Origin of the sequence: Burkholderia sp. AU45251, from assembly GCF_030482905.1 — a bacterium.
GTDB classification, from domain to species: Bacteria; Pseudomonadota; Gammaproteobacteria; order Burkholderiales; family Burkholderiaceae; genus Burkholderia; species Burkholderia aenigmatica.
The window spans coordinates 252,171-270,360 of the sequence record NZ_JAUJQH010000002.1 but is presented as its reverse complement, the minus strand read 5'-3'; the positions used below and the strand labels follow the sequence as shown (position 1 = coordinate 270,360).

General features: G+C 65.6%; 14 protein-coding genes. 3 read left to right on the top strand and 11 right to left on the bottom strand.

All coding sequences use genetic code 11. The features are described 5' to 3' along the window. Positions 1 to 2 precede the first annotated feature (2 nt). The 4 genes from QZM67_RS07925 to uvrA all read right to left on the bottom strand — a co-directional run bounded on the left by QZM67_RS07925 (position 3) and on the right by uvrA (position 8,559). Positions 3 to 593, bottom strand: a complete 591-nt coding sequence (locus tag QZM67_RS07925) for a sugar dehydrogenase complex small subunit (RefSeq protein WP_301801664.1) — start codon at positions 591 to 593, stop codon at positions 3 to 5. 478 nt (positions 594 to 1,071) lie between these two features. Continuing rightward, positions 1,072 to 1,587: a heme-binding protein gene (locus QZM67_RS07920; RefSeq protein ID WP_235995718.1), complete on the bottom strand. Its 516-nt coding sequence runs from the start codon at positions 1,585 to 1,587 to the stop codon at positions 1,072 to 1,074. 456 nt (positions 1,588 to 2,043) lie between these two features. Then, a complete protein-coding gene (locus tag QZM67_RS07915; protein WP_175020711.1) occupies positions 2,044 to 2,331 on the bottom strand; it encodes a DUF1330 domain-containing protein in 288 nt (95 codons plus the stop codon). Positions 2,332 to 2,655: 324 nt separating this feature from the next. Continuing rightward, complete coding sequence (uvrA, locus tag QZM67_RS07910) at positions 2,656 to 8,559, bottom strand: excinuclease ABC subunit UvrA (protein WP_301801661.1); 5,904 nt, start codon at positions 8,557 to 8,559, stop codon at positions 2,656 to 2,658. Between the two features lie 357 nt (positions 8,560 to 8,916). Here uvrA and QZM67_RS07905 point away from each other — a divergent pair, with 357 nt between their 5' ends. From QZM67_RS07905 to QZM67_RS07895, 3 genes are all read left to right on the top strand, one after another. Continuing rightward, positions 8,917 to 9,759, top strand: coding sequence for an alpha/beta fold hydrolase (locus QZM67_RS07905; protein ID WP_301801659.1), 843 nt, complete (start codon positions 8,917 to 8,919; stop codon positions 9,757 to 9,759). A 131-nt stretch (positions 9,760 to 9,890) separates the two neighbouring features. Further along, complete coding sequence (locus QZM67_RS07900) at positions 9,891 to 10,706, top strand: AraC family transcriptional regulator (protein WP_301801656.1); 816 nt, start codon at positions 9,891 to 9,893, stop codon at positions 10,704 to 10,706. A gap of 107 nt (positions 10,707 to 10,813) precedes the next feature. Continuing rightward, on the top strand, positions 10,814 to 12,064 hold the full coding sequence (locus tag QZM67_RS07895) for an MFS transporter (protein ID WP_301801655.1): 1,251 nt from the start codon (positions 10,814 to 10,816) through the stop codon (positions 12,062 to 12,064). 203 nt (positions 12,065 to 12,267) lie between these two features. On the opposite strand, the gene QZM67_RS07890 is transcribed toward QZM67_RS07895, so the two are convergent. The 7 genes from QZM67_RS07890 to QZM67_RS07860 all read right to left on the bottom strand — a co-directional run bounded on the left by QZM67_RS07890 (position 12,268) and on the right by QZM67_RS07860 (position 18,188). Beyond that, a complete protein-coding gene (locus QZM67_RS07890; RefSeq protein ID WP_301801653.1) occupies positions 12,268 to 12,585 on the bottom strand; it encodes a high-potential iron-sulfur protein in 318 nt (105 codons plus the stop codon). A gap of 137 nt (positions 12,586 to 12,722) precedes the next feature. Continuing rightward, entirely contained in the window at positions 12,723 to 13,064 is a 342-nt protein-coding gene (locus tag QZM67_RS07885; protein WP_043184330.1) for a cytochrome C oxidase subunit IV family protein, read from the bottom strand. A 7-nt stretch (positions 13,065 to 13,071) separates the two neighbouring features. Further along, positions 13,072 to 13,791, bottom strand: a complete 720-nt coding sequence (locus QZM67_RS07880) for a heme-copper oxidase subunit III family protein (protein ID WP_175020717.1) — start codon at positions 13,789 to 13,791, stop codon at positions 13,072 to 13,074. Next, on the bottom strand, positions 13,788 to 14,399 hold the full coding sequence (locus QZM67_RS07875) for a cytochrome c oxidase subunit 3 (protein WP_301801651.1): 612 nt from the start codon (positions 14,397 to 14,399) through the stop codon (positions 13,788 to 13,790). Before QZM67_RS07875 ends, QZM67_RS07880 begins: the two co-directional genes overlap by 4 nt. Next, a complete protein-coding gene (gene ctaD / locus QZM67_RS07870; RefSeq protein WP_301801649.1) occupies positions 14,396 to 16,156 on the bottom strand; it encodes a cytochrome c oxidase subunit I in 1,761 nt (586 codons plus the stop codon). The genes QZM67_RS07875 and ctaD overlap by 4 nt, the downstream gene beginning before the upstream one ends. Positions 16,157 to 16,169: 13 nt before the next feature. Beyond that, positions 16,170 to 17,321 carry a cytochrome c oxidase subunit II gene (locus QZM67_RS07865; RefSeq protein WP_089452690.1) on the bottom strand — a complete coding sequence of 384 codons (1,152 nt, stop codon included), beginning with the start codon at positions 17,319 to 17,321 and terminating at the stop codon, positions 16,170 to 16,172. A 351-nt stretch (positions 17,322 to 17,672) separates the two neighbouring features. Continuing rightward, a complete protein-coding gene (locus tag QZM67_RS07860) occupies positions 17,673 to 18,188 on the bottom strand; it encodes a hypothetical protein (RefSeq protein ID WP_175020721.1) in 516 nt (171 codons plus the stop codon). Between the last annotated feature and the right edge of the window lie 2 nt (positions 18,189 to 18,190).

Here is an 18,190-nt window from a genome sequence, read left to right as displayed (position 1 = left end):
ATTCAGGCGTGCGTTTGCGGGTGCTGTGAAGTGGCTGACGCGACTGCTTTGCGCGGCGGCGCGACATCGGCCGGCGGCGGTTCGGCGGTCCACCACAGCGGGCCGTTCGAACAGTAGGTCGGCGCGCTCATCCCGTCGTGGACGGTGCCGTACATCAGCGCATCCGCATACGTGACCATCACGGCCTTCTGGCCATGACCGACGGTGCCCGTGTACCACGCGGCGACGATCGCGAGCGCGGTGTCGTGCAGGCCCGCGCCATCGGCATCGGCCAGCAGTTGCCCCGGGGTTTGCCCGGCGCGCATGCGTTGCGCCAGCGCGGCCGCCCGCGCGGCAAAACCGGCGTCCGTGCGGTGGAACGCGTCGATGAGGCGTCTGGCCGTCATCGGGTCGAGATTCGTGTGGCCTGTCAGTGCTTGCGACAGTGCGAGAAAGGTCTTGGCGTCGAGCGACGGCTGCTGCGCGAATGCGTATCCGGGCGCGGCGGTGAGCAGCCCGACTTGCGTCAGTGCTGCCGCCATCACTTTCAGGGCTGCTCGCCGGGTAATGCCGGCGCGCGCGATGACGCGCGTGTCATGATCGTTAGGGGCCATGTCGTTTTCGTCTTTTTGGCGAGAGGTTGCTCGCAGGCTTTCTTGCAAATGATCGGCGACGGGAGTCGCTCCGCGCGAAACAACGGAATGCCTCCCCCACCGGCAGTGCGTAACCCGTCCGACAGCACCGGCAAACGACCATGACCGGCTGAACCAAGTATTGCACATGCCATGCAATGCGAATTCTTATCTGGCCGGATTATGCATAATCCGGCCAGTGAATGGAACCGGTTCCATTTTTGCATCCAGCAACCGGTTCAAATTTTCATCGCAAAGGGGGAAGTGTAGCGATATCGATCGAATCGCGTATTTTCGCGACCGAGTCGAACGGTCAATCCCGTCTGACGCGGGGCGAATCCATCGGGCCGCAGTCGGCCTCGGATACGCGCGAGACTGAATGAAATTAAAACGTCAGGTTTTTATTATTATTTTGAAAGAATAATCGGCTTATATCACTGCCGGCCCGTCGTGCGGCGATTTACCGGACTGCCGCCGCACCCGCGGCCGCGATCACGCTATCCTGCACACCCGCGCCACCGCTGGTCCCGATCGCACCGATCAGTTGCCCGCCAACCACGATCGGAATACCGCCCTCCCCCGCGAGAATGCCCGGGATGCTGAGGTTGCCGGTCGCGCCGCCGTTGTTGATCGCGTTCTGCATGTCCTTGGTCTGCCTGCGGAAACGCACCGATGCCCGCGCCTTGGCTTCCGCAATATCGGTGGATGCGAGTTGCGTCCCATCCATTTTGTCGCACGAGACCAGATTCCCGCCGCTGTCGACGACGGCGATCGCGTATTTCCAGTTGCGGTGTCGGGCCTCTGCTTCGGCGGCCGCCATCGCCGTGCGCGCCTGTGCCAGCGTAATGGGCGGACCGTACGGGATGTCATACGGCAGTTGTTCGGGAATCGGTGCCGGCGCGGGGGATTGTGCGGCTGCATGGGCCGTGAAAATGGCGCTGGCCACGATGAAGATACGGGATTTCTTCGAAAGCATGAGAGAGGGTTCCAGAAAGGCTCGACGAGGCTGATTGGCTCGGCGAATGGTTGATCTTGCTTGTGTCACAAACGTCATGCCTCGTCAGCATGGTCACCGCAAGGCCTCCCCATTCGGGAATGGCAGCTGATTACTCAGGTGATGACGCAGGCCCGTGATCGAGGTTGGAATGTGACGCTGGCCGCGCAAGACTGCCACGGTGGAGATGATCCCGAGAAACGGCAGGAACGGGTGCAGCAACGTGTTTTGATTGCTACAGACCCGAATACTATCCGACAGCCAATGACAGTGCGCCCGAGTCCGAGGGCGCTACCGATGGTCAGCCAGACTTTCGACATCCTGTTGCCATGCCTGGCATTTCATTGAGGACGGCGACGACGCAATCGCATGCACGGATACGGTTTCGTCGATGGCGTGGTTGTAATAGCGGTCGGCGAGCAGCCCCCGCCGGCCCGGTCAGGCACCTTCGACCAGCACGGCCCGAAAGCGTGCGCCCTTGAAGCGATGCTGCACAGCGCTCTGGTATTCCGGGCTGTCGTACCACGCGCGCGCGGCGTCCCTGGACGGAAACTCGACGATCACCACGCCCTCCGGGCCGTCGCCCTCGAGCGTTTCCTGCGGGCCATACGCGGCCAGCACCTTCACCGGGTGGCCGGCCAGCGTCGCGCCGACCTTGCTCTGGTAGATGTCGAGTTCGTGTTGGTCCTGCGTGCTTTCATGCGTGAAGACGATATAGGTCGCCAAGATTGCACTCCTGATGCGGTTAGAGAATGACTGGACGATCCGGAGACGTCCGTCGGCCAACGACATTCATCCTAACGATGCGGTGCGCTTTCTCGTATCCCCCTTGCACCCAACTCAGTATTCGAGCCGGATTAACAATGGATGCCTTACTTGGTCGGGCGCATGGCGCGGCGGCTGCATCTCGCGTCGACAGTTGCCGCCCAAAAAAACACCCCTCAAAGAGAGGGGTGCTTGGGCCGGATCGCGGCGCGGCCTCAGCCACTTGCCAGTTGGCTGAGAGAAACCATCACCCGTCTCCGGAGCCGTCGATACGAAGCATCACGCTCACCCTACCCGCGCTTCTCCCTCGCGCTCGGCTTCTCCCTCATCCGAACCCGTCCGCGCCAGCACGGGCTTGAGCGCCTGTCCGGTATGGCTGGCGCTCACCTGCACGAGCGCTTCCGGCGGCGCCGCCGCGACGATCGTGCCGCCGCCCACCCCGCCTTCCGGCCCGAGATCGATGATCCAGTCGGCTTCCGCGATCACGTCGAGGTCGTGCTCGATCACGACGACGCTGTGCCCCGCATCGACGAGCCGGTGCAGCACACGGATCAGCTTCGCGACGTCCGCCATGTGCAGGCCGACCGTCGGTTCGTCGAGCACGTACAGCGTGTGCGGCGCCTTCTGGCCGCGCCGCGTGATGTCGTCGCGCACCTTCGTCAGCTCGGTGACGAGCTTGATGCGTTGCGCCTCGCCGCCCGACAACGTCGGCGACGGCTGGCCGAGCGTCAGGTAGCCGAGGCCGACATCCTTCATCAGCTGCAGCGGATGCGCAATGTTCGAGATCGGTGCGAAGAACGCCACCGCCTCGTCGATCTCCATCGTCAGCACGTCGCCGATGTTCCGGCCGCGCCACGTGACGGCGAGCGTCTCCGGGTTGAAGCGCTGCCCGTGACACACGTCGCACGGCACCTTCACGTCGGGCAGGAAGCTCATGCCGATCGTGCGCACGCCTTGTCCTTCGCATGCGGGGCAGCGCCCGTCGCCGGTATTGAACGAGAAACGCGACGCCGTGTAGCCGCGCGCCCGTGCTTCCAGCGTATCGGCAAACAGCTTGCGGATCGTGTCCCACACGCCGATATAGGTGGCCGGGCACGAGCGCGGCGTCTTGCCGATCGGCGTCTGGTCGACTTCGAGCACGCGATCGATCTGCTCCCAGCCGCTCAGCGACTCGCAGCCCTGCCATGCGTGCGTGACGTTCAGCGACGGCCGCGGTGCGCTGCGCGCCAGCACGCTCGAACGACGGTTGGTGGCCGGCGCGTCCTGCTGCACGGCCTTGCGTGCGCGCCGCGTGGCCGGCGACGACAGCACCGAGCGGCCGACCGCGTCGAGCAGGTTCGTCATCAGCACGTCGCGCGCGAGCGTCGACTTGCCCGAGCCGCTCACGCCCGTGACCGCGACGAGCCGCGCGAGCGGAATGCCCACCGTGACGTCGCGCAGGTTATGCAGCCGTGCGCCATGCACGGTCAGCCACGCGTCCGGCACCGCGGCGCCGCCCTTCTTGCCTGGCAAACTCACGCTGCGGCGCGGCTGCAGCGGGTGCGTCATCGGCTGCGCGAGCAGGCGCCCGGTTACCGAATCGGACTGCGCGGCCAGATCCGCGACCGCGCCCTGCGCGACCAGCGTGCCGCCACGCTTGCCCGCGCCCGGCCCGACGTCGATGATGTGATCGGCGCGGCGGATCGTGTCCTCGTCATGCTCGACGACGACGAGCGTATTGCCCTTGTCGCCGAGCTTGCGCAGCGCGTCCAGCAGGATCTGGTTGTCGCGCGGATGCAGGCCGATCGTCGGTTCGTCGAGCACGTAGCAGACACCTTGCAGGTTGCTGCCAAGCTGCGCGGCGAGCCGGATGCGCTGCGCTTCGCCGCCCGACAGGCTCGGCGCCGCGCGATCGAGGCTCAGGTAGCCGAGCCCGACTTCCTCCAGAAACGCGAGGCGGCTGCCGATCTCGCTGACGATGTCACGCGCGATCTGCGCGTCGCGGCCCGTCAGTTCCAGCCCGTCGATCCAGCGACGCGTGTCGGACACCGTCCATTGCGCGACCTCGACGATCGGATGCGCGTCGAACGTGACCGCGCGCGCGGACGGATTCAGCCGCGTGCCGTTGCAATCCGGGCACGGCTCGTTGCCGACGCCTTCCGGTTCCTGCTCGTCGGACGGCAGCGTCTGCTCGCGGCCGCGGCCGTCCTCGGCGAGCACCGTGTCGTCGTACGCGGCGCGCTGTTCGCGCGTGAGCGTGACGCCGGTGCCGACGCAGGTCGTGCACCAGCCATGCTTGCTGTTGTACGAGAACATCCGCGGGTCCAGCTCCGGGTAGCTCGTGCCGCACACCGGGCACGCGCGCTTGACCGACAGCACCTTGACCGTGCCGACGCGCGCGGTCGAATGATCGTTCTGCATCGCATCGTGCAACCCGTCGAGCGGCGCCAGCAGATGCATCACGCCCTTGCCGAGCTCGAGCGTCTCGTCGAGCACGCGGCGCAATTCGGCTTCGTTATCGGGCGACACGACGATATCGGCCACCGGCAGCTCGATCGTGTGCTCGCGGAAGCGGTCGAGCTTCGGCCACGGATCGACCGGCACGAACTCGCCGTCGACCCGCAGATGCGTGCTGCCGCGCGCCTTCGCCCACTTCGCGAGATCCGTATACACGCCCTTGCGGTTGACGACGAGCGGCGCGAGCAGCCCGACGTGCTCGTCGCGATGGTCGCGCAGCAACTGCGCAGCGATCGATTCGACCGATTGCGACGTAACCGGCGTGCCGTCGTGGATGCAATGCTGCAGGCCGAGCTTCACGTACAGCAGCCGCAGGAAGTGCCAGACCTCGGACGTGGTCGCGACCGTACTCTTGCGCCCGCCGCGCGACAGCCGCTGCTCGATCGCGACGGTCGGCGGAATGCCGTACACCGCGTCGACTTCCGGGCGGCCGGCCGGCTGCACGATCGAGCGCGCATATGCGTTCAGCGATTCGAGGTAACGGCGCTGGCCTTCGTGGAACAGGATGTCGAACGCGAGCGTCGACTTGCCGGAACCCGACACGCCGGTGATCACGTTGAACTTGCCGTGCGGGATGTCGACGTCGAGCGCCTTCAGGTTGTGCTCGCGCGCGTTGACGATCCGCACGACGTCCTCGCCTTCGATCGCACGCCGCTCGCGCGCCGCGTTCAGCACGGCCTGCAACGGCTTGCCTTCGTCGGCGAGCGCCAGCTCGGCGTCCATCGCGCGGTCGTACTGCAGCAGCGCCACGCCGGTATGCGATGCGGCGCAGGCTTTCACGTCATCGGGCGTGCCCGCGCACAGCACGAGACCGCCGCCGTCGCCGCCCTCCGGGCCGAGATCGATCAGCCAGTCGGCCGCGCGGATCACGTCGAGGTTGTGCTCGATCACGATCAGCGAATGGCCGGCCGCGAGCAGCTTGCCGAACGCCTGCATCAGCTTCGCGATGTCGTCGAAGTGCAGCCCGGTGGTCGGCTCGTCGAACATGAACAGCTTCGCCCGCGCGATGCGCGCCTCTTCCGTGACGACCCGGCGCCCGTTGACGGCCGCCGCCGATTCGGCGAGGAAGCCGGCCAGTTTCAGGCGCTGCGCTTCGCCGCCCGACAGTGTCGGCACCGGCTGGCCGAGCTTCACGTATTCGAGGCCGACGTCGACGATCGGCTGCAGCACGCGCAGCACCTCGGCGTCGGTCGCGAAGAACGCGGCCGCTTCGCTGACGGTGAGATCCAGCACGTCGGCGATGCTCAGCGCGCGGCCGTTGCGCTCGATGCGCACTTCGAGAATCTCGGCGCGGTAGCGGCTGCCGTCGCAGTCCGGGCAGCGCAGGTAGACGTCGCTCAGGAACTGCATCTCGATGTGCTCGAAGCCCGAGCCGCCGCAGGTCGGGCAACGGCCGTCGCCCGAGTTGAAGCTGAACGTGCCGGCGCCGTAGCCGCGTTGCAGCGCGAGCGGCGCCTTCGCGAACAGCTTGCGGATCTCGTCGAACGCGCCGACATAGCTCGCCGGGTTCGAACGCGTGGTCTTGCCGATCGGCGACTGGTCGACGAACACGACATCGCCCACCTGGTCGGCGCCCGTGAGGCTGCGGAACGCGCCCGGCGACTCGGTCGCCTTGCCGTGATGCCGCGCCATCGCCGGATAGAGCACGTCCTGCAGCAGCGTGGACTTGCCGGACCCCGACACACCCGTCACGCAGACGAGCCGTTGCAGCGGGATCTCGACCGTCACGTCGCGCAGGTTGTGTTCGCTCGCGCCTTCGAGCACGATGCGCGGCGTGTTCGCGTCAACCACCCGGCGCGCCCAGTTCGATGCGTGCGCGACATGCTTGCGGCCGCCGAGATACTCGCCCGTCAGCGTGTGCGCCGACCGGATGTCGCCCGGCGTGCCGTCGTAGACAATCGTGCCGCCACGCTCGCCCGGGCCGGGCCCCATGTCGATCAGCCGGTCGGCCGCAAGCATCACCGACGGATCGTGTTCGACCACGACCAGCGTATTGCCCGCGTCGCGCAGCCGCTGCATCGCCTCGACGATCCGTGTGAGATCGCGCGGATGCAGACCGATGCTCGGTTCGTCGAGCACGAACAGGGTTTTCGTGAGCGACGTGCCGAGCGCCGTCGTCAGGTTGATCCGCTGCACCTCGCCGCCCGACAGCGTGCGGCTCTGCCGGTCGAGCGTCAGGTAGCCGAGCCCCACGTCGCACAGGTATTTCAGGCGCGTGCGCACCTCGGCGAGCAGCAGCTTCAACGCATCGTCGAGCAGCGCGCTCGGCAAGCTTATGTCATCGAAGAAGCGGCGAATGCGCTCGATCGGCAGCAGCATCAGGTCGTGCACGGTCAGGCCCGGCAGCGCTTCGAGCTGCGCGCGGCTCCAGTCGACGCCGCGCGGCATGAAGCGGCCGGCCGGCGCGAGCACGCCGTCGGCGTTCTCTTTCGAGCCAAGCCGCCATTGCAACGATTCCGTCTTCAGGCGCGCGCCGCCGCACACGTCGCACGGCGTGTAGCTGCGGTATTTCGACAGCAGCACGCGGATATGCATCTTGTACGCCTTCGACTCGAGATAGCCGAAGAAGCGCTTCACGCCGTACCACTGACTCTGCCACTTGCCGTTCCAGTCCGGCGAACCGTTGACGACCCAGTCGCGCTCGGCGTCCGACAACTCTGCCCACGGCGTGTCGCGCGGGATGCCGGCTTTCGCCGCGTAGCGCATCAGGTCGTCCTGGCACTCCTTCCAGGCCGGTGTCTGCATCGGCTTGATCGCGCCGCCGCGCAGCGTCTTGCGCGCGTCGGGGATCACGAGGCCGAGATCGACGCCGATCACGCGGCCGAAGCCGCGGCAGGTTTCACACGCGCCGTACGCCGAATTGAACGAGAACAGCGCCGCCTGCGGCTCCGCGTAGCGCAGGTCGCTGTCGGGATCGTGAAGCCCGGTGGAGAAACGCCACACCTGCGGCTCGGCGGCCGCGCCATCCGCCTGCTCCGGCTCCGCCGCGAGCACGTACACGTTCACGCGACCGCCGCCGCGTTTCAGCGACGCCTCGATCGCCTCGACGACGCGCACCTTGTCGGTGTTCTGCACGCGGAAGCGGTCGGCCACCACGTCGAGCACCTTGCGCAGCCCGGTGGGCGACGCGACCTCGCGCCGCGCCTGCACGCGCGTGTAGCCGCTCGCGGACAACCACTGCGCGATTTCTTCGTCGGACACCGTTTCAGGCAATTCGACCGGGAACGTGACGACGACGCGCGGATCGTCCGCCTGCGTGCGCGCGACGAGCTCCGCGTAGATCGTCTCCGGCGTGTCGTGCCGCACCTGCCGCGCGGTCTGGCGATCGAACAGCTCGGCCGCGCGTGCATACAGCAGCTTCAGGTGATCGTTCAGCTCGGTCATCGTGCCGACGGTCGAGCGCGAACTGCGCACCGGATTGGTCTGGTCGATCGCGATCGCGGGCGGTACGCCGTCGACGCGCTCGACCTGCGGGCGGTCCATCCGGTCGAGGAACTGCCGTGCGTACGCGCTGAACGTCTCGACGTAGCGTCGCTGGCCTTCCGCGTACAGCGTGTCGAACACGAGACTCGACTTGCCGGAGCCCGACGGGCCGGTGACGACCGTCATCTCGCCGGTGCGCAGGTCGAGGTCGAGATTCTTGAGGTTGTGCTGACGTGCTCCGCGAATGCGGATCAGATTGCTGGATGACAATTTGCCTGCCCGTCTGAATGAGTTAGCCAGAGTTCACGGTGCCGGAACGCTGCGGCGGATGCCCGCAGGCGCGGCGCACGTGCCGCAAGGTTGTACCCGTGCGGCTCGATTTCGACGGACACTATACTGTATATTCATACAGTTTTCCATGACGACCCTGGGGGCGTCATGGGCAGGCGGCTGGCGGTCGTGATTTACTTCGCCTGGCACGCGGTTCGCTCAAGCCGGAACCCGGTTTGGACGTCGCGCATGCTCGATGCGCTCGCGGTCCGCCATCCCTGGCTGGACCCGTTTGACGACGGAAACGAAACACCCGCGCTGCGGCGGTCACGTCCATTCCCGGATATTGGATAGCGCATGACGAACAGCTTTCATGTCAAGTCCGGTCGCGCTGCACTGGCGACCGAAGTCGTCGGTCGTGGCGCCCCGATTGTGTTTCTGCACGCACGCGTCGCGGACCGCCGGATGTGGGACCACCAGATGCGCGAAATCGGCGCGAATCTCCAGGCCGTTGCCTACGATCGGCGAGGCTTTGGAGAAACAGCTGCTGAAGCAGAGGCTCATTCTTCCGTCGAGGATCTGATCGCCGTGATCCAGTCGGCGACAGACGGCTCTCCTGCAATACTGGTGGCCTGCTCGCAAGGAGGCGGAATAGCACTCGACGCAGCGCTTCGATATCCGTCACGTGTTCGCGCGCTTGTTCTGGTTGCGCCGAGTGTGACCGGCGCGCCAAAACTCATCCATGCGGCGCAGGTTGACGATTTGATCGCCCGTTTAGCCGACGCTGAGGCCAACGGCCATATTGACGAAGCCATTGCAATACGCGCGAGTCTCTGGCTTGACGGCCCGCTTCAGCACGACGGGCGCGTGACAGGTGAGGCTCGCGAGCTGTTTGACGAGATGAACGCTGTCGCTCTCGGTTTGCCCCCGGCGGGCATGAACGCGGATGCTCCGATTGCATATGGGCGCCTGGCGGAAATTTCCGTCCCGACCTTGGTGATGTGCGGTGATCTTGACCTTCCCGGCATTCAGGAGCGCAGTCGTTACGTCGCGAATACCCTATCTGGCGGCATCTTCCACCCCATAACCGGTACCGCCCATTTGCCGAGCCTCGAGCGGCCTCGGGAGGTCACGGCCACGATCGTGGATTTCATCGGATCACTGTCATGTCCAGCAATCGCGGTGGGTGCGATACGCTGACGAAGATTCCGATTTCCATACTTCGAATTTCCCGTTGCGGCCCGTATCCGAAGTTTCGTGGATCCTGGTGCAGTTCCCCTTTCCCGCTTTCGTCCTACACTTCACAGGTTCCTTTTGACCGACGCGTTGCAATGAACATCGATTTTGACGTCGTCTGCGACAATCAGGGCCACTATTCGAATGGCCCGCATGCCCATCCTTGCGACATGCTGTTTGTCCCGCTCGACGGCATCTTCTCGGTGTCATCGCCACGCCAGACGCGCGGCGAGGTGCTGGCGAGCGGGAGTCTCTGGTTCGTTCCCGAACGGCACATCCATCACGTATCCGCAACGCCCGGACAGCGCCATCTCTGCTACTACCTGAACATCGACAGCCTGATGCCGCGGGTCAATGCGGATCTGCGCTCGCCAATACAACGTTCGGAGAAATGGGGAGCTTCGCTGCTCCTCTCCGACTTGCTGCGCATGCGTGCGCATCTCGCGCGAAAATCCGGCCCGCTTCTCGGGCCGTACGAACTCGACCTGCTCATTCTGCAGGAGGCCGGTCGCATCATGACGTCCGTCCTGCCGTCGCGCTCGCGCGAGCCGGCGGACATCGTGCGCGAGGTCAGGATTTACATCGGCGAGCACCTCGACGGCGATCTGTCCTGCACGACGCTCGCGCGTCAGTTCGGCACATCCGGACGGACGCTGTCGAGATGGTTCCAGGCCGAACAGGGGCGCTCGATCGGCCAGTACGTACTCGATACACGCCTCGTCGAAGCGAAGCGCCTGCTCTTCTCGACCACCTTGCCGGTAATCGACATCCAGAACACCGTGGGCTTCGCTTCGGCCCCTCATTTCGCCTACTCGATGCGCAAGGCCTTCGGCCTGTCGCCGCGGCATCTGCGGCGCCGTGGCGCGGCCGAGTGGCAGGAAATCGACAGTCCTGGCCCGCCGACGACATAACGCATCGACGCTCCCCCTTACGCTCTGAATGCTGACGCTCGCGGCTCGACCGCCTCGCGAGCCCGCGTCAGCCGGAATTCGCATGAGCCTCGAACGGAGTTGTCCGGTTGAAGTCAGCAGATTATCGGTGGTACGTGCTTGGCGTATCGACACTGACGCAACTGACCGCGGCGCTCGCGAGTCAGGGAATCGGTGTGTGGGGCACGTTCGCGCAGAAGACGTTCGGACTTTCGCTCGGCCAGATCGGCGGCCTCGCAACATTCTCGAACGTCGCCCCCATTCTCGGCCTCGCCCTCGTCGGGCGCATGCTGGATCGATACGGAGAGCGCTGGCCCGTCGTCCTCGGCCTGGCGATATTGAGCGTCGCGATGACGCTCGTTGCACTGTCCTCCGGCTACGGGGGGCTCGTCGCCGGCATGCTGATGATCGGCGTCGGCTACAGCCCGGTTCAGCCGGGCGGCAGCCGGGCGATCTATCACTGGTTTCCGCCCGGCGAGCGCGGGCTCGCGATGGGTGTCAGGCAGGCTGCGCTACCGCTTGGCGGTGCACTGGCGGCGGCGCTCTTCCCCGCACTGCTCATCCACACGGACTGGGCCCGCGCGATGCTCGGCGCGAGCGCCGTGCTCGCGACATCCGCGATCGTGTACGGCGCCGTTTTCCGAAATTCGCCCCGCCACGCACAGCGTGCATCCGCGCCGGCCCGGCGTGGCCTGATGCCCCATCTCCGCGACGCCGGATTCCGGCGAATCTCCGTCGTCGGCGCAGTGCTCGTCGGCGCGCAAACCGCGATCTCGATTTTCTGGGCGATCTTCGCGCAGCGTCGTTTCGGTTATTCGCCGACCGATGCCGCGTGGGTGCTGTTCATCGTGCAGTTGAGCGGCTCGGTAGGCCGGATCGCGCTGTCGGCCATCAGCGATCGCGTCGCCGACGGCAAGCGCCGGCTCGTCACGCTGTGTCTCGGCGTGACGCCCGTTGCGCTGATCACCGCGGCTTCGCTTCCAGCGCATTCGGCACCTTGGGTCGTCGGCGCGTTCTCGGCGCTGATCGGCGTGTGCTGTTTCGGCTGGTACGGACCCTGGGTAGTCTGGCTGTCGGACAGCGCAGAGGATGGGCAAGTCGGTGAAGTGCTCGGTGCGGCGATGGCCATCAACCAGATTGCGATTGCGTCCGTTCCCGCGATGTTCGGTTTCGTCTCCGACGTCGTGCCCGCCCCTGCACTACCCTGGTACTGCATCTCCGGTCTGCTCGGTCTCGCTTTCGCCTGGACGTTTCGGGCATCGTTGAAGGAACGCGGCGCATCGCCTGCCGGCGGCAGCACCGATACGCGGAATGCGAGGAAGTGCCAGCCTTTGCGGTGACGCGACCTGAAGGAGCGACGCGCGCACGCAAGTCACTCGCTAATGCGCACTGTGATCGAAATTGCCGTTTGGCAGTGTTCCTGAGTGAAAGCGATCTCGGGAGACAGAGAATGTCGACGACGAATCATGGACAGTCTCACGCCCCTGAAAGAAATCCGGCAAACCATCCTGCATGCAAGTGGAATCAGGCCATCCCTCCTTCGCTACGCCTTTTTCGTATAAGTGTTGCACCAGCCTTTCGCATTGACCTGCTTGCCGCCGAAAATCGCGCACGGCCCCGTCGTGGCGCCGGCCTTGCCCTGGAAGAACTGGCAGTTCGCACAGGCTTCGCCCGCCTGGAATTTCGGGTACTTCGCATGGTCGACCCGGCTGGCATCTGCCTTGTAGCCGAGCGCCCGGGCATTTGCATCGGTTTCCTGCACGATACCGGCACCGGCATCCGCCGCCGCGCGGCGTCCAACGGCGAGCGCGGAGGCGAGAACGGTGGTCACTGCAATAAAGCGTCGGCGTGAAAATTTCATGGGGTCCTCCCTTCAGGTTTGCATGAACGGATGTCCGGGGACGCCGTCCGCTCCGAAACTGCGTCCACCGATGGCGCATGTACCGTGCCCATCGCGATGCGAGGCGCCCGTCGGCCAACGCGCGGCCAGCGAAGCCATCAGCGAAAGAACAACTCCCGCATCCCGAACGTGTGATGCGCTTCGGCCGCCATCAGCACCATGAGCACCAGCAGGCACAGCGGCGGGATCAGGATCGCGTACACCAGCGCCAGCCGTTCCCACATCATGTGCATGAAGATCGACACGATCAGCCCGGCCTTGGCGATCATCAGCACGACGATCAGCACCCAGCGCATCAGGCCCTGCACGTTGAAGTAGTCGACCAGGTACGAGAACGTGCTCAGCACGAACAGCAGGCCCCAGATCTTCAGGTAGAGGCCGATCGGATGCTGCTGGCCGTGCGCGGCGTCGGGTCGATCGGCGGGATCGGTGTGCTCCATGGCTGCCTCACCACAAATAGAACAGCGCGAAGATGAACACCCACACCAGGTCGACGAAGTGCCAGTACAGGCCGGCAATCTCGACGATCTGGAAGTTGCCGTGTTCGGTAAACCCCGGCTGCAGGATCTTGCGTGCGATCAGCAGCAGGTAGATCACGCCGCAGGTCACGTGAAAGCCGTGGAACCCGGTGATCGTGAAGAAGCACGCACCGAACTGCGCCGCGCCGAGCGGGTTGCCCCACGGGCGGATCCCTTCACGGAAGATCAGGTTGCTCCATTCGAACGCCTGCAGCGACAGGAAGGTCGCGCCCAGCAGCGCGGTCGCCAGCAACAGCGCGGCGGCGGGTCGCGCGTTGCGCCGGTAGCCGAAGTTGACGGCCATCGCCATGGTGCCGCTGCTGCTGATCAGCGTGAACGTCATGATCGCAATCAGCAGCAACGGCACTTCCACGCCGCCCACGCTGAGCCCGAACACCTTCGCGGTATCGGGCCACGGGGCCGTGGTCGACATGCGCACCGTCATGTAGCCGATCAGGAAGCTGCTGAAGATGAAGGTGTCCGACAGCAGGAAAATCCACATCATCGCCTTGCCCCACGGCACCCGGAAGGCTTCGCGGTCGGACGACCAGTCCGTGACGATGCCGCGCCAGCCGTCGGGCCGCGCGTCGGCGGACGGGGCCGCAGGCGATTCGGCCGCGGATTCGGTATGAACCGTGGGCGCGGTCATGGCGCGGCTCCATACAGCGGCCCGCAGATCGCGGCGACGATCCCGGGGGTCAGCCACCACATCGCCGCCAGCAGCACGAGCCAGACGGCGAGCAGGAAATGCCAGTAGAGCGCGCACAGCGCGATAGCCCGTTGGACCCGGAACGGGTCCGCGCGCCGGAGCTGCGCCATCGTCACACCCCACGCCACCAGCCCGCCCAGCACATGCACCCCGTGCAGGCCGGTGAGCAGGTAGAGGAAGCTGTTGGACGGATTGACGGTGACGGTCTCCCCGGCCGCCGCCAACATGTGCCACGCAGTCAGTTGCCCGATCACGAACACGGCCGCCAGCACGCCGCCGGTTAGCAGCCACACCGTGCGGAACAGGCCTATCCGCCGGGCGCGCTGCATCGCGATGCTGGCCAGCGCCAGCGCGCCGGTGTTCCACCACAGCAGCGCCGGATGCGGGATCGGCTGCCAGTCGGATTCGCGCATGCGCATCGCATAGGCGAGCAGCAGCAGCGAAAACAACGTCGTGGCCACCGCCATGAAGACGGCCAGCCCCGTGCGGCCCGCATTCGGCAAGCCGGGTGGCGCATCGGGAACGAAGGGGCGCGGCAGCGTGATCATTCGTGTGCCTCGCCGGGGTGCAGCGTCGGGCGGGCCGCTTCAGGTTCAGGCGCGGTCGCCGGCGGCTGGTTCTGCGGCACGAAGTCTTCCTCCTGCCCCGGCGGACTGTATTCGTATGCCCAGCGGTAGACGATGGGAAGCGCCGCGCCCCAGTTGCCGTGTACGGGCGGCGTTTGCGGTGTCTGCCATTCGAGCGTGGTGGCCCGCCACGGGTTGCCGTCGGCACGCCGGCCGCGCACGAGGCTCCACGCCAGGTTGAACAGGAACAGCAACTGCGCCGCCGCGACGATCAGCGCGACGATCGTGATGAACGTGTTGAGCGTCTGCGCCGAATGCGGAATGAAGCTGTAGCCCTGATACGCGTAATAGCGCCGCGGCATGCCGAGGATGCCGAGATAGTGCATCGGGAAGTAGATCGCATAGGTGCCGACGAAGGTGATCCAGAAATGCGCGCGCCCGAGCGTGTCGTCGAGCATGCGGCCGGTCACCTTCGGGTACCAGTGGTAGAGGCCGCCGAACACCACCAGGATCGGCGACACGGCCATCACCATATGGAAGTGCGCGACCACGAAATACGTGTTCGACAGCGGGATGTCCACGCTCACGTTGCCGAGGTAGAGCCCGGTCAGCCCGCCCAGCACGAAGGTGCTGATGAAGCCGATCGCGAACAGCATCGGCACGGTCAGGTGGATATCGCCGCGCCACAGCGTCAGCACCCAGTTGTAGACCTTGAGGGCGGTCGGGACGGCGATGATGAGCGTGGTGGTGGCGAAGAAGAAGCCGAAGTACGGATTCATGCCGGCGATGAACATGTGGTGCGCCCAGACCACGAAGCTCAGCGCGCCGATGATGACGATGGCCCACACCATCATCCGGTAGCCGAAGATGCTCTTGCGCGCGTGCGTGCTGATGAGATCCGACGCGATGCCGAAGGCCGGCAGCGCGACGATGTAGACCTCCGGATGCCCGAAGAACCAGAACAGGTGCTGGAACAGCAGCGGGCTGCCGCTGGCATGCTTGAGCGTCTGCCCCATCGACACCACGGCCGGGATGAAGAAACTGGTGCCGAGCGTCCGGTCGAACAGCATCATCACCGCCGACACGAACAGCGCCGGAAACGCCAGCAGCGCCATGATGGTCGCGATGAAGATGCCCCACACCGTGAGCGGCATGCGCATCAGCGTCATGCCGCGCGTGCGTGCCTGCAGCGTGGTGGTCACGTAGTTCAGGCCGCCCATCGTGGCCGCGACGATGAAGATCGCCAGCGACACGAGCATCAGCACGATGCCCCATTCCACGCCCGGCGTGCCCGGCAGGATCGCCTGCGGCGGATACAGCGTCCAGCCCGCGCCGGTCGGCCCGCCCGGCACGAAGAAGCTCGCCACCAGCACCAGCACGGCCAGCAGGTAGACCCAGTAGCTCAGCATGTTGAGAAACGGGAACACCATGTCGCGCGCGCCCAGCATCAGCGGGATCAGGTAATTGCCGAAACCGCCCAGGAACAGCGCCGTCAGCAGGTAGATCACCATGATCATCCCGTGCATGGTGACGAACTGGTAGTAGTGGTTCGCGTCGATGAACGCGAACTTGCCCGGAAAGCCGAGCTGCAACCGCATCAGGTCCGACAAGACGAGGCCGACCAGGCCGATCGCGATGGCCGTCAGCGCGTACTGCACGGCGATCACCTTGTGGTCCTGGCTCCACACATAGCGGGTCCAGAAGCTGTGCGGGACGTGGTCGGTGTGCGCATAGGTCATGGCATCTGCTCCGCTACGGCTGGGCCGCGGTACTGGCGGGCGGCGTCCCGCCTTGCGCCTTGATATAGGCCACCAGCGCGGTCAGTTCCTGCTCGCTCAGGTCGAAGTGCGGCATGATCGGCGAGAAGCCCTTCACGACGCGGGCCGTCGGATTGCGGATGAACGCGCGCAGATAGGCTTCGTCCACCTTCGCGGTGCTGCCGTCGGCCATCGTTTCGGTCTTGCCGTACAGGCCCTTCCAGGTCGGGCCGACGAGCGGGCTGCCGTCCACGGTATGACAGGCGACGCAGCCCTTGCCCGCCGCGAGCGTCTTGCCCAGGTTGACAAGCGCCTGCGCGCTGCCACCGGCAGCCGCGGGTGCGGCCTGCACGTGGGCCAGCTGCTGCTGCGCGAACGTGGTCTGCTGCGCCAGCCAGCGCGAGAACGCGGCTTCGTCTTCCACCACCACCACGCCGCGCATGCTGGAGTGCCCGATCCCGCAGAGCTGCGCGCACAGGATGTCGTAGCGCCCTGCCTTGGTCGGCGTGAACCAGAAGGTCGTCACCATGCCCGGCACCATGTTCATGCGCGCGCGGAACGGCGGAACGTAGAAGTCGTGCAGCACGTCGCGCGACCGCGTCAGGACCTGGATCGGCCGGTTGAGCGGCAGGTGCACTTCGGGTGTCTCGATCAGGTAGTTGTCACGGCCGTTGGGGTCGGCGGGGTTCAGGCCGAACGGGTTGTCGTTGCTGATGTAGCGCACGTCCGTCGTGCCCAGCTTGCCGCCGGGGCCGGCGAAGCGGAAGCGCCATTGCCATTGCTGGCCGAGCACTTCCATTTGCAGCACGTTGCGCGGCGGCCGGATGTAGTCCGCGTAGACGAACAGCCCCGGTGCCAGCAACGCCGCCACGCCGACGGCGGTCAGGCCGATCAGCCACCATTCCAGCTTCCGGTTATGCGGTTCGTAGGCCGCGCGATGCCCGCTGCGGTGGCGATAGCGCACCAGTGCGACCACGATGAACAGGTTGATGGCGATGAAGAATGCACCGGTGATGACGAGCGTGATCGTCAGCATGTCATCCATGCGCACCCAGTTCGACGCGATCGGCGTGATCCACCACGGACTGGCAAAGTGAAACCCCACCGCCAACAGGATGATCAGGACCAGGGCAATCGCAAGGGCCATAGGCCGCCTCGCTGCGTGTCACCCGCCGGAGCCGCGAACGCGCGCTCCAGGCGTCAACGTGCCGCCTTGCCGTCTTTCGTATTGTTATTTTGGCGGCAGTCTGCCAGGACCGATTCGTCTGGCGTTGCAGGCGGCTCTAAAGAAAAGGTAGTTCGCTCCTCCCTATCGCGCAAGACAGTGGAAGCGCGAAGCGCGCCCCGGTACGAGCCGCGAGAATGACGGTTTCGAGTGGTGGCTTCACGTGCGGCAATGCCATGCGAAACGGCCACCTCCGGCGTCAGTTGCCGAGGCGGCCATCGCTTGATGGGCACCGGTTATTCCGAGTCGGCGCATCGGAAACAAAACGCCGCGTCAGTCCACCGCGTTCTGCCTGCGTCGCCGTTCCAGCATGCCGTAGGTGACAGCCGCCACCACGCCGAACAGCAGGTTGGCCAGCAACGGTCCGGAACCGCGTTCCGAGACGAACCACGGGAACACGGCCGTCATCACGTAGAAGTTCCACCCATACGCGACGAGCCCGAACGCCAGCCCGATGACCGCCTCCATGCCCACGCTCGAATCGAAGCGGAACGGCGCCATGATCGCGGCGAGGATCATCCCCATGATCGCGCCGAGCACGTAGTGCAGAAACAGCGCCAGCGCGACGATTTCGAGGTTGAATTGCGACATCTGACCGAGCGCGCTGCGGCCCATCACCATCGCCGCGATCTTGTGGGTCGGTTGCCACGGGCTTTCACCGATCACGAGGGTCGACCAGAAGAATTCCAGCGCGATCACCAGCGCACCGCCCGCAAGACCGGCCACGGCGGCGCAAAGCCAGTCGGGTGTACGCCGCTCCCAATGGTGTGATTGAATGTGCAGTTCCATAC

Bases quoted from the DNA above. Each gene is read 5' to 3' on its own strand.
- QZM67_RS07865 (WP_089452690.1), bottom strand. From the start codon at position 17,321: ATGGCCCTTGCGATTGCCCTGGTCCTGATCATCCTGTTGGCGGTGGGG.
- QZM67_RS07905 (WP_301801659.1), top strand. From the start codon at position 8,917: ATGACGAACAGCTTTCATGTCAAGTCCGGTCGCGCTGCACTGGCGACC.
- QZM67_RS07900 (WP_301801656.1), top strand. From the start codon at position 9,891: ATGAACATCGATTTTGACGTCGTCTGCGACAATCAGGGCCACTATTCG.
- ctaD (WP_301801649.1), bottom strand. From the start codon at position 16,156: ATGACCTATGCGCACACCGACCACGTCCCGCACAGCTTCTGGACCCGC.
- QZM67_RS07890 (WP_301801653.1), bottom strand. From the start codon at position 12,585: ATGAAATTTTCACGCCGACGCTTTATTGCAGTGACCACCGTTCTCGCC.
- QZM67_RS07885 (WP_043184330.1), bottom strand. From the start codon at position 13,064: ATGGAGCACACCGATCCCGCCGATCGACCCGACGCCGCGCACGGCCAG.
- QZM67_RS07875 (WP_301801651.1), bottom strand. From the start codon at position 14,399: ATGATCACGCTGCCGCGCCCCTTCGTTCCCGATGCGCCACCCGGCTTG.
- QZM67_RS07880 (WP_175020717.1), bottom strand. From the start codon at position 13,791: ATGACCGCGCCCACGGTTCATACCGAATCCGCGGCCGAATCGCCTGCG.
- QZM67_RS07920 (WP_235995718.1), bottom strand. From the start codon at position 1,587: ATGCTTTCGAAGAAATCCCGTATCTTCATCGTGGCCAGCGCCATTTTC.
- QZM67_RS07860 (WP_175020721.1), bottom strand. From the start codon at position 18,188: ATGGAACTGCACATTCAATCACACCATTGGGAGCGGCGTACACCCGAC.
- QZM67_RS07925 (WP_301801664.1), bottom strand. From the start codon at position 593: ATGGCCCCTAACGATCATGACACGCGCGTCATCGCGCGCGCCGGCATT.